Origin of the sequence: Methylobacterium iners, assembly GCF_022179305.1 — a bacterium.
GTDB lineage: Bacteria > Pseudomonadota > Alphaproteobacteria > Rhizobiales > Beijerinckiaceae > Methylobacterium > Methylobacterium iners.
This window is the reverse complement of sequence record NZ_BPQP01000014.1, coordinates 36135-47704: the sequence shown is the minus strand read 5'-3', so window position 1 is coordinate 47704 and position 11570 is coordinate 36135. Positions and strand designations below refer to the sequence as shown.

The following is an 11570-nucleotide window of genomic DNA, read 5'->3' as shown; positions in this document are numbered from 1 at the left end:
CCGCGCAACCGCAGGGCTTTCCGGCATTGTCGGTACGCCGAAGGGCGTGCTCCTTATCAGGCGCTCGCCTGGATCCAGCGCGAAAGATCGCCTTTAGGCGCAGCGCCGACTTTCTGCCCTGCGAGTTGACCGCCCTTGAAGATCAGGAGCGTCGGGATCGAGCGGATGCCGTATTGCGCAGCGATGCCCGGGTTCTCGTCGACATTGACCTTCGCGATCTTCACCCGCCCCTGCATATCCGCCGAGATCTCCTCGAGTGCCGGACCGATCTGCCGACAGGGACCGCACCACTCGGCCCAGAAATCCACGACCACGGGCTCGGCAGACTGAAGCACATCCTGCTCGAAGCTCGCGTCGGTCACCTTCACCGTCGCCATGACCATCCCTTTCCGGTTTCGCGGGCGACGAACACCTGCCGAACGCCACGATCCGTCAGACTTGGCGTCGGCACCCGGAACGGTCAAGGCGCAACGCGACTCCCGAGGGTCTGACATCCGACGGGAACATGTGTCGGCCGTGGATGAGGCCTTCGCAACGTTCTCGACCGCGGACCCTCGCCGTCTAAGCCCGTGCGCCCCATCTCCCCGACATCACCCCATGGCTGCTCCCTTCCCGCGCGACTCGCGGGCGGCGCGCCAACGGGTCGTCGCCGCCAGCCCAACGGCGCGACGTATCCCGGAACACGACGCGGCCAACGCCGCACGGAGGACGATCGATCGTGACGCGCATCTCTCAGACCCTGCTCACCGCCGTGGCTGTCCTCGGCCTCGGGGCTCATGCCGGCGCTCAGGAGCCTGGCTCGGAGACCCGGCCACCCCGAGTCGAGGGCGAGGCATTCACGGCGCCGGCCACCGCCGCCACCGGCGGGAGCCCGGCCGAGACCGCGCCGCCGAACACCTCCTACACACCCATGCTGCCGAACCAGACGCGGGCGCCAAAGCCGGCCGAGGCGACCAAGGTCCAAGTGGCGGTCGCCGCGAAAGGCCTGGCGAGCCCCTGGGCCCTCGAGTTCCTGCCCGACGGGCGCATGCTCATCACCGAGAAGGAGGGCAAGATCCGGATCCTTGCGAAGGACGGCACCATCGGTGCGCCGGTCACCGGCGTGCCCAAGGTCGACCCCCGCGGCCAGGGCGGGCTCCTCGACGTGGTGCTCAGCCCGAGCTTTCCCTCCGATCGCCTGATCTACTTCAGCTATTCCGAGCCCCGCGAGAAGGGCAATGGGACGACCGTGGCCCGGGCCAAGCTCATCGAGGACAAGGGCGGCGGACGCCTCGACGAGTTGAAGGTCATTTTCCGCCAGATGCCGACCTATGACGGCGACAAGCATTTCGGCTCGCGCCTCGTCTTCGCGCCGGACGGCAAGCTCTTCGTCACCGTCGGCGAGCGCTCGGACAAGACGCCCCGCGTGCAGGCGCAGGACCTTACCAGCGGACTCGGCAAGGTCTTTCGGATCGATACCGACGGCAATGCGCCGAAGGACAACCCCTTCACCGGCGGTGAGAAGGCCAAGCCCGAAATCTGGTCCTACGGACATCGCAACATCCAGTCGGCGGCCCTCGACGGACAAGGCCGGCTGTGGACGGTGGAGCACGGCCCACGCGGCGGCGACGAGCTCAACCGGCCCCGCCCCGGGCTGAACTACGGCTGGCCGGAGGTCACCTACGGTATCGAGTACAGCGGGCAGAAGATCGGCGAGGGCAAGACCCAGGCGGGCGGCACCGTGCAGCCGGTCTATTACTGGGATCCGGTCATCGCCCCCTCCGGCATGGCGCTCTACACGGGCAGCCTTTTTCCGGCCTGGAAGGACGGGTTCGTCATCGGCGGCCTCCTGAACGCCGGCCTCGTGGTGCTGAAGCTCGATGGGGACAAGGTCGTGACCGAAGAGCGTCTCCTGCTCGACGAGCGCGTGCGCGATGTGAAGGTCGGCCCCGACGGCGCGGTCTACGCCGTCACGGATGGCGACGACGCCAAGATTCTGCGGATCGCGCCGCAGGGTTGAGGCCGCGCCACATCGAGCGGGCCGATCGTCGGTCCGTCCTCCGGCATGTGTCGTGGGCGTCACGCCGCGAGGGTGGCGAGGATCCCGGCGAGGTCGCCGGGGTCGAGGCGGCGGATGACGGGGCCGCAGGTCCAGATCAGGACGGGCGCGATGCGGCGCCCCGGATAGATCTGACCGAGCAGCGTCGCGTAGAGGGCAATTTGGGCTGCCTCGCCCTGCGGCAGCGGCGTGCCCATCGCGGGGGGGCGGCCGGTCTTGAACTCCGCGACATGGACGACGTCGCTCGCCACGGCGAGCCGGTCGGCCCGGCCGAAGACGGAACGCTCGCGGCCGCCGACGATCACCCGGCCCGCCAGCGTCACCTCGGCGCGTGCCTCGCCGGCAAAGAGGGGTGCGAGGCCAGGCTCGTCGAGCAGGTGGAGCACGTCCCGCACGATCGTGGCTCGATTTGTTGCCGGCATCGCCGGCGCGCGAGCACGGACGAAGCCTTCCGCGGCCGATCTCCGCTTTTCGGGCGCAATCCGCGGCAAGTGTTCGAGCAATGCGTGGACGACGAGGCCGCGGCGGCGCGCCTCGGCATCGCCCTGGCGTGGTCCGGCATCACGGCTGCCGTCGGCTGCACTCAAGGCGCCTGACGGATTGATCGGCGACGTTGCCGCCGTCTCCGCGGGAACGGGAGCCTCAAGCCAGACCGGAAGGGTCGTGGTGCCGGGGGCGACCCCGGCGGCTGCGAGCGACAGGGAGGCCGGCTCGCCCTCGCGCCATAGGGTGATCGGCCCATAGCTCGTCTCCAGGGTCTCGCCGGGGCCGAAGGCCTGCTCCATGCCGGTGCGAACCATCTCGCACCAAGAGGCCGTGGTCTCCCGGTCACGGCCGCGATAGGGCGCGATCACGAGTCGGTCGGCAGCCCGCGTCATCGCCACGTAGAGTAGACGGTTGTGCTCCTCGCGCGCCTTGACCTGCAGCTCCGCGCGCGCCTCGGCGAGCGCCGAGCAGTCGTGGGTCCGGCCCGTCGACCAGACCGGCGGGAGCGGGATCTCGCCCGCCAGGCGCCGGGGCGTCATCGGTAGGAGCGGCGGGTCGTTGCGGCCCAGCGGCTCGCATCCATCGATCACGACCACGACCGGCGCCTCGAGGCCCTTGGCGCCGTGGACCGTCATGACGCGGACCTCGTCGCGCCCGGACTCCAGGTCGCGCTTGACCGTATGCCCGCCCTCCCCCGATCCCGGACCGGCGACGTAGCGGGCGAGGAACGCGTCGAGCGAGGGCGCGTCGCCGCCCTGCTCGGCCGCCGCGGCCGCCGCGAGGAACACGTCGATGGCGTCGCCCGCCTCTCCGCCGAGACGGGCGACGAGGCTGCGCCGGCCGCCATGCGGTCCGAGCAGGGCCGCGTAGAACCCGAAGGGCCCATGCGCCGCGGCAAGCGTGATCCATCGGCGCAAGGCGGCTTCGCCGCGGATCGCGGCCGGGTCGCCGGCGGCCGCGTGCCGGGCCAGCGCATCCTCCAGCGTCTCGGAAAGCTCGCGCCGCGCCGCGATGCGCACAAGATCATCGTCGTCGAGACCGGCGAGCGGGCTCTTCAGCGCGCCGGCGAGGGTGAGGTCGTCGGCCGGCAGTAGTCCGGCGCGGCCCGCCGCGACGAGATCGGCGACCGCGATGTGGGCGGCGACGTCGAGCCGATCCTGACCAGCCACCGGGACGCCCGCGGCCTTGAGGGCGCGGATCACCTCCTCGAAGGCGGCGGAACGCTTGCGCACCAGGATCAGGATATCACCGGGCCGACGGCGGTGACCGTCCTCGTCTCCCGTCGTCGTCCAGGCCTTCACCGCCCTCGCGATGCGCCGGGCGGTCACGATCGCGGGCGCATTCGCCTCCGGCGCGTCGACGGGGGCCGCCCAGGCGTCGGGATCGGGTCCCTCGGCCGGTTCCTCGACGCACCAGAGCTCGATGCCGCCTGGCGCGCCGCCCCGGGCCGTGGTGTGGATCGTCCGGGTGGCGCCCTCCTCGAAGGATAGCCCCCGGTAATGGTCCGGCACCGCGAAGGTGGCGTCCACCGCCCGAAGCACGCCGTGGGCCGAGCGGAACGAGAGATTCAGCGACACGTCGGCGAAGGCGAGGTCGGCACCGAGCGTGGCGCTGCGCCATTCGCTGCGCGTCGTCTCGAACTCGCGCGGCTCGGCACCCTGGAAGCTGTAGATCGACTGCTTGGGATCGCCCACCGCGAAGCGGGTGCGGTTTAGCTCGCGGGCGCCCTCCCCGACCGCGAACTCGGCGGTGATCCGGCGCAGGATCTCCCATTGCTGCGGGTTGGTGTCCTGTGCCTCGTCGATGAGGACGTGGTCGACGCCGCGATCCAGCTTGTACAGCACCCAGGAGGCGCCGACCCGCGAGAGAAGGTCGAGGGTCTTGTGGATGAGGTCGTCGAAATCCAGCGCCCCGAGGCGCGCCTTCTGCGCTTCGACGCGGCGATGGATCTCCGCGGCCAGCGTGAACAGCGCCTGCGTGCGTGCCTGCGCCCGAGCGCCGCGCAGAGCGTCGAATAGGGGGATCAACCGGTCGCGCTCGGCCCGCAACTGGTCCTTGACGGCGTCCGGCACCGCCTTGGTGCCGAGGCTGCGGTCGGCCTTAGGGTCTCCCTTGTCGGTAAAGAAGATGCCCTGATAGGCGTCTAGCGCCTCGGCCGCGCCGCGCAGCCGCTGCGCCTCCAGCAGATCCTCGGCGATCTGCTCATCGGTCGCCTTGCCCGTCCGCAGCCGTTCGGCGAGGGCCGGCCAGTCGGGCAAGCCACCTTCGAGGATGCGGCGCTCGATCGCCTCGGCCGTCTCGTCCGCCGCGAGGCCGAGCGCCCGCGCCAGCTCCTCGAAGGGCGCGTCGAGACCGCCCCGATGGCCGAGCACATGCCGAGCCTCGATCGCCGTCCGGATCGCCTTCCGCAGGGTGTCGCCCGTCGCCTCCGGGCTGACCCGCGCCAGGGCCTCGCCCAAGGCAATGTCCGTGCCGCTGACCGCGTCGGCCAGCACGTTGTCGGTCTCGATCTCCAGGGCCTCGCGCGATTGCGTGTCGTCGAGCACCACGAAGCGGGCGGGCACGTTCGCCTCGAACGGAAACATGTGCAGGAGCCGTTCGCAGAGCGCGTGCAGCGTCTCGATCTTGAGGCCGCCCGGCGTCTCGACCGCCCTGGCGAACAGGCGGCGGGCCCGCTCGATCGTCTCGCGCCGCGGCGGCTCGCCCATGAGTTCGGTCAGTTCGGCCGCGAGCGCCGCCTCGTCCCGGGTGACCCATTCCCCGAGCCGCCGGAACACTCGGATCGCCATGTTGGCGGCGGCCGCCTTGGTGAAGGTGAGGCACAGGATGCGGCCCGGCGCCGACCCGTCGAGGAGAAGGCGGACCACGCGATCGGTCAGCACCTTGGTCTTTCCGGCGCCGGCATTGGCCGAGACCCAGGCCGAGACGCGGGGATCGGCGGCGCGGCGCTGCGATTCCAGCGTGATCGGGTCGACGACGAAGCGCTCCAACGCGGACATCAGCCCTCCCCCTCACCGGCGAGCGACCATTCCGCGACCCGTGCCAGGTGGTCGTAATCGCCGTAGGACTTGGCGAATTTGGGGTAGGGGCGCGCGACGTAGGCCGCCTCTCCGGTGAGAAAGCGGGCGAGCAGCCCGCGCAGGCGCACCACGTGCTCGGCGACGATCGCCTCGACGGCCCGCTCATCGCCGCGCGGAGGCTTCAGCGGCATCGGCTCGAAGGGTTTGCGGCCGCCCGACGCGTAGACGTAGAGCAGGTCCGGCACCTCCCGCGCCGCCGGAATGCCCTCGAAGGCGCCGGCCATCAGCATGGCGGCCTCAAGGGTGAGCTGCGGCGCGAAGCCCGCATAGACCTCCTTGTTGCTCGGCGGCAATCCGGTCTTGAAGTCGACGATGCAGGCGCGGCCGTCGCGCGCGACCTCGATCCGGTCGGCACGGGCCCGCAGGGTGATGGTGTCCCGTCCCAGCGGAATCTTCCACTCGCCGGAGATCTCGGCATGAACCCGGGCGAGGCCGGGGCGTCGCGCCTCCTCCCATTGCAGGAACTTCCCGCTCATGCGGAGATAGCGCGGCCACCATTCCGCGTAGAGCTCGGGATAGACGTTCTCGATCTCGGCGAAGGCGTTGGCCGAACGATCCAGCAGCCATTCCTCGGCGCGGGCCCAATCCGCGATCTCACCCGGGAAATGCTGCGCGAATTCGCCGAAGACCTGATGCACGATCGTGCCGCGCTCGGCAGCACCCGGCGTGGCGGCCACGGGATCGAGAGGATCGAGCCCGAGCACGCGGCGAGCGAAGATGGCGTAGGGATCGCGCACAAGGGTCTCGATCTCGGTGACGCTCAAGGACCGCGGGAACAGGGCGGGGTCGGGGCGGGGCTTCGGCTGCGTCGCGCGGGGCTGTTGCGGCCCGGCGCTGCCGTCCAGCGCAGCGGCGTAGGCGGCGAAGCGCTGTCCCCTGGCGAGCATGCCGCCCCAGGCCGCCTCCCCGGCGAGGGCACGCAGGCGCTGCAGGAACCGGGAGGGCACGGTCGGCGCACCCTCGCGCTTGCCGGCCCGGGTGATCACCGCATCCGGGCAGCCGAGCGCCTGGACGAGATCGTGGGCGCTCTGACCGATCCGGCGTTCGGGCGGGTTCAGGCCCACGCGGTCCCGCATCGGGCGGTTCAGAAAGGAATCGGTGACCGTCCGTACCGGCCAAACGCCCTCGTCGAGGCCGCCGAGCACGACGCGGTCGGCGGTCAGCAGGCGCGCTTCGAGGAGCCCGAGGATGCGCAGGCGCGGATGGGGCGGCGCGCCCCCGCAGGCCACGACCCGCTCGCGGGCGAGCGCCGTGAAGAAGGCCGGATAATCGCCGAAGCGACCCTCCAGCAGGCCGGGCTCGGCGAGTTCGAGGTCGTCGAACAGCGCGTCGAGGGCACCGAGCGAGGCGTCCTCGATCGCGTCCGCACCATCGGGCACGGCGACGAGACGATCGCAGACGGCGCGGTGCTGTCCCGCGATCGCGAGGAGGTCCCGCACGCTCCTGTGATCGGGGTCCATGAAGTCGGCGAAGGCCCGCTCCAGCCCATCGACGAGCCAGGCCGCGAGATCCCAGTCGCGGTCGGTCAGCCGGCGCTTGGGGCGTGGCCGGCGGCCGGTCTCGCCCCGCTGCAGCGCGACCGCCGCGGCGAGTCCGGCAAAGCCGTCGGAGGGAGCTGCACCTCGCAGGACCCCGATCTCCAGGGCCGCGGCCGCGCGCACCACGTCCGACCGCTCGGCCCCGAGCCGCACGAAGGGATGCGCGAGGAGGCTGATGATCTTCGAAGGCGAAGGTTCAGCGGCGAACTCGGCTGCCAGACGGGCGAGACGCCCCCCAAGGCTGCGGGACAGGGCGGTGCCTGCGGTATCCTCCGCCACGATCCCCCAGCGGGCGAGCTCGGCCGCGACCCGGGTCGCGAGGCCCCGGTCCGGCGTGACCAACGCCGCGGTGGCGCCCGGCGTTTCCAGGGTCTCGCGCAACGCGATGGCGGCGATCAGCGCCTCCTCGCGCTCGTCGGACGCCTCGACCAGCGTCACCCCGGCAAGACCACGGCCGGCGACCTCGATGCGGCGGGCAACATCGAGCCGGATCCAGGCGTCGGTGGTCTCGGCTGGCCGCAGGGCCTGCGAGAGCAGGGCCGCGCGCGCTCCGAGATCGGGCGGGACCTCGCCGAGCGGCTGTACCGCGCTCCGCTTCATCGCCAGCCCGCCCGGCCCGAGCAAGCGGTGCAGGATCGCCTGCGGATGGCCATGAGCGATCTCTCGGGAAAACCCCTCGCCCGTCTCGATCGCGTCCCAGCCCGCATCGTCGAGGTCGAGGTCGAGGCCCGGCAGGACGATCGCGCCGCGCGGCAATCCGGCGACCGCGGTGATGAGCTTGGCCGTCGCCGGGATCGACCCCGTCGAGCCCGCGACGATGATCGGATCGGGCGGTCGATCCCGCCTGAGGCGCGCCGCCTCCGCCAGGACGAGAAGCCTCGCGCGCGAGACGGGATCGCTCATGCCGCGCTCGCGCAGGATGCCCGGCCAGTTCTCGGCCGCGATGCGCACGAAATCGAGGGTGAGGCCGAAATAGCGCGAGTACTCGGCCTCGACGGCCCGGCCCATATCGTCCCAGGGCAGGCCCTCGACGGTGAGCGCGTCCATCAGCCGCTCGAGGTCGGCGGCGAGCCCAACCGCGTCGGCCGGCGAGGAGGGCACCAGGAACGGCACCTCCTCATCGATGGGCAGGAGCTTGCGGTCGACGGTCTCGGCCCAGGCCTGAACGAGGCGCGAGAGGATCAAGCGCCGCTCCAGGGGCGGCATGGGCGGCGCGAGATCTTCGCCGTTCTCCAGCAGGGGCGCCGCGGAAAGGTCCAGCTCAGCCTCGTCGGCCTCCCCGAGCGGGATCATCCGGGGGAGCAGCGCCGTACCGTCCAGGCGCTCCGCCAGGATCGCCGAGATCGCTCGGACGGCGCGGCGCGTAGGAAGGTAGAGCGTGACGCCGGCCAGCGCGAAGGGGTCGGCGCCGAGGGCGCCGACGAGCCGGCCGGAGATCAGCGCATCGGCGAGCGTCGGAAGGAAGGGTGCCCCCGGTGGGATCGTGAAGACGTTGGAGTCGGACATCTCGTGGCCGCTAAAGGCCGAGCCGGTTCTCGCGCGCAGGCGAGAAACCGCTTGGCGCCCGCGCAGCCGACAGACCCGTCTGCCGAAGATCGAAGTCGCGGGTCAGCGATATCACGTTGGCTCGGTCAATGGTGAGCAGGGCCACGTCCACCAATCCTTGATAACATTCCATGCGCCCGACGACCTCGGCGCTTCTGACCCGATGTTCCTGGGTCCGCTCGATCGGCTCACGAACGCGTCCAACATGTCTTGCCATCACGGATGCGCGGAGCGACGGACGAACTTCGACACCTTAAGCGAGCAGAGGCGGTGTGAGCGGGACGCCCACGGCGCACATCGCCTCGCACCAACATAGTCGTTCTGCATCCGTTCTCAAAGCGTCGGGTGGGCGGCGGCTCACGCGACCTGTGCGCTCATCCGCACCCGCGCCTCGGCCGCGGCGACGGCCTCCGGCGTACCGACATGGAGCCATTGGCCGTCGAGGCGCAGGCCGTAGAGGCGCTGGCGCGCGATGGCACGATCGAACAGGAGGTTCAGCGAGAAGGCGCCCTCCGGCGTATCGGCGAACAGCTCCGGCTTCAGGATCGCCACCCCCGCGTAGATGAAGGGCACGACCGCACTCTCGCCGCGGCGTTCCAGCCGCCCGTCGGGGTCCATCGAGAAGTCGCCGGCTCCCTCGTAACCGAGGCTGGTCGCCGTCGGCGCGACGAGAACCAGGATGTCCATGGCCTCCGGCTGCCAGCCCCCGATGAGGCGCCCGAGATTGGGTTCCGGTCCCTCCAGCCAGAACGAGTCCGAGTTGAAGACGACGAAGGGCTGGTCTCCAAGGAGCGGGAGCGCCTTCTTGACCCCGCCGCCGGTCTCCAGCAGCGCAGCACGCTCGTCGGAGATCCGGATCTCCGGTGCCTGGGTCCGCTTGGCGAGATGGCCCTCGATGAGATCGGCCAGGTAATGCACGTTCACCACCGCCGTCGCGATTCCGCCTTCGGCCGCCCGGTCGAGGGCGTGGTCGATCAGGGCGCGCCCGGCGACCTCGACCAGGGGCTTCGGGACCGTCGCCGTGATCGGACGCATGCGCTTGCCGAGGCCCGCCGCGAGGACGAAGGCGTGGGTGATCGGGTTCGACGGGATATCGGACATGCGGGTCGGACGCTCCGGGCCGTGAGATCGTTTTCGCTTCACGCGACGCCGATGTCCGGCGCGCCGTCGCTGCCGCACAACCAGCAGGATCCACCGCGATCCGCAAGGCCGAGCTTGCCGGCGGCAGGGCGGGGCGGCAAGGGATCTTGCGTCGGATAATGGTTAGGCCGAGGGCTCCGGCTCGGCCGATGGCACCAGCCCGGGCAGATGCGTCGCGTGCCACGTGCGCAGGGCGCTGAGCGCCGGATGCTTGAGGTTGCGGGCGAGGTAGGCCTCGATCCGCGGCAGGTGGGCGAGGTAGCCGGGCTTTCCGTCCCGCCGATCAAGGCGCGCGAAGATGCCGAGGATCTTCGTCGCCCGCTGAGCGGCCAGCACCGCGTAGGCGTGCGCGAAGGCGTGCATGTCGAAATCCGGGTCGCGGGCGCGCCGCTCGCGGACGTAGAGGCCGAGCAGGCGCAGCTCGAACTCGGCGCTCGCATCTACGCGGGCGTCCTGCAGCAGCGAGGCGACGTCGTAGGCCGGGTGGCCGAGCACCGCGTCCTGGAAGTCGATGACGCCGATGCGCTCCAGCCCCTCGCGATCGGGCAGCCAGATCAGGTTCGGCGAGTGATAGTCGCGCAGGGTCCAGGTCGGGCGCTCCCCAGGGATGCCGCGCAGGGCGTCGGACCAGAGGGCCAGGAACTCGGAGCGGGCCGGTCCGGGAAGGCTCGCGCCGCGGATGGCGGGGCAGTACCAATCCGGCAGCAGCTCGGCCTCGAACAGCAGGGCCTCGAGATCGTAGGACGGCAGGACGTGGTCAATGCCGTCCGCCACCGGCAGCACACCCGGGAGTTCCGTGCCGTGAAGCTTCGCGAGGAGGCGCGTCGCCTCGGCGTAGCGCTCGGGGCGAGGCCCGTTGGAATCGACCACGGGCTCCGAGCCGAGATCCTCGATGATGAGCAGGCCCGCACTGAGATCCTCGCCATAGATGCGCGGCGCCGAGAACCCGAGCGCGCGCAGGCCCCGGTCGACACCGACGAAGGCGTGAACGCTCTCGGCGAGCTTGACGATGGTGCTGTAAGGCTTGCCGTCCCGCACCGGCGGCCCGTCCGCCCGCGGGGGCGAGATCATCAGCACCGCGGTCGTGCCGTCGGGCTTCACCAGACGCTCGTAGGCGCGCGAGGAGGCGTCGCCCTGCATCGGCACGCGGGTCGCCTCGTCCCAGCCGCTGCGGTCGAGGAGCGCCCGGAGCGCGCGGGCGCGCTCGAGACGCGCGGCCATCCCGCCGGAGCCGTCGATCCGGGCGAAGCGGGAGCCGTCGCCGAATTGCGGGCGCAGGGACAGCTCGACGGAGAGGATCGGACCGGCGCGGTGCCCGAGCCGCTCGGGCCACTCGACCAGGGTGATGGCGCTCTCGGTCATCTCGTCGAAGCCGAGCTCGACCAGTTCGTCCGCACCGCGCAGGCGATAGAGATCGGCATGGACGATGGCGCGACCGTTCTTCGCCTCGTAGGGCTGGACCAGCGTAAAGGTCGGGCTCGGCACTTCGAGGGACGGGGCGCCGGCGAGTTCGCGGATCAGGGCGCGGGCGAGCGTGGTCTTGCCGCCCCCTAAGCCGCCGGACAGGGCGACGAGGTCGCCGGGCGCCAGGAACTCGGCGAGGAAGCGGCCAAGATCCTCGGTGGCGCTCTCGTCGGGAAGCACGATCTCCCAGGCGGCAGGAGTGCTCTCGACCGGCGACGTCTCAGGCTCGTCCTGGCTCAACCCCACGCCCTCCGCTGGCGCCTCGCGGTGCCCCGAGGG

7 protein-coding genes are annotated in these 11570 nt (G+C 71.1%); 1 reads left to right on the top strand and 6 read right to left on the bottom strand.

Annotation, left to right across the window (positions count from 1 at the left end):
• Positions 1-56: 56 nt before the first annotated feature.
• Positions 57-377, bottom strand: coding sequence for a thioredoxin (gene trxA, locus MFF55_RS04910; protein WP_238242967.1), 321 nt, complete (start codon positions 375-377; stop codon positions 57-59).
• 341 nt (positions 378-718) lie between these two features.
• On the opposite strand from trxA, the gene MFF55_RS04905 reads away from it, so the two are divergent.
• Positions 719-1999, top strand: a complete 1281-nt coding sequence (locus MFF55_RS04905; RefSeq protein WP_238242966.1) for a PQQ-dependent sugar dehydrogenase — start codon at positions 719-721, stop codon at positions 1997-1999.
• A gap of 59 nt (positions 2000-2058) precedes the next feature.
• On the opposite strand, the gene addA is transcribed toward MFF55_RS04905, so the two are convergent.
• The 5 genes from addA to tsaE all read right to left on the bottom strand — a co-directional run bounded on the left by addA (position 2059) and on the right by tsaE (position 11537).
• On the bottom strand, positions 2059-5523 hold the full coding sequence (gene addA, locus MFF55_RS04900; protein ID WP_238242965.1) for a double-strand break repair helicase AddA: 3465 nt from the start codon (positions 5521-5523) through the stop codon (positions 2059-2061).
• A complete protein-coding gene (addB, locus tag MFF55_RS04895) occupies positions 5523-8648 on the bottom strand; it encodes a double-strand break repair protein AddB (RefSeq protein WP_238242964.1) in 3126 nt (1041 codons plus the stop codon). The genes addA and addB overlap by 1 nt, the downstream gene beginning before the upstream one ends.
• Positions 8649-8658: 10 nt before the next feature.
• Positions 8659-8793, bottom strand: coding sequence for a hypothetical protein (locus tag MFF55_RS26735; RefSeq protein WP_283206702.1), 135 nt, complete (start codon positions 8791-8793; stop codon positions 8659-8661).
• 251 nt (positions 8794-9044) lie between these two features.
• A complete protein-coding gene (locus MFF55_RS04890) occupies positions 9045-9788 on the bottom strand; it encodes a nucleotidyltransferase family protein (protein WP_238242963.1) in 744 nt (247 codons plus the stop codon).
• A 162-nt stretch (positions 9789-9950) separates the two neighbouring features.
• Positions 9951-11537, bottom strand: coding sequence for a tRNA (adenosine(37)-N6)-threonylcarbamoyltransferase complex ATPase subunit type 1 TsaE (tsaE, locus tag MFF55_RS04885; RefSeq protein ID WP_373874722.1), 1587 nt, complete (start codon positions 11535-11537; stop codon positions 9951-9953).
• Positions 11538-11570: the final 33 nt, after the last annotated feature.

Coding starts and splice junctions, on each gene's coding strand:
- trxA (WP_238242967.1), bottom strand. CDS start 377: ATGGCGACGGTGAAGGTGACCGACGCGAGCTTCGAGCAGGATGTGCTT.
- addA (WP_238242965.1), bottom strand. CDS start 5,523: ATGTCCGCGTTGGAGCGCTTCGTCGTCGACCCGATCACGCTGGAATCG.
- addB (WP_238242964.1), bottom strand. CDS start 8,648: ATGTCCGACTCCAACGTCTTCACGATCCCACCGGGGGCACCCTTCCTT.
- MFF55_RS04890 (WP_238242963.1), bottom strand. CDS start 9,788: ATGTCCGATATCCCGTCGAACCCGATCACCCACGCCTTCGTCCTCGCG.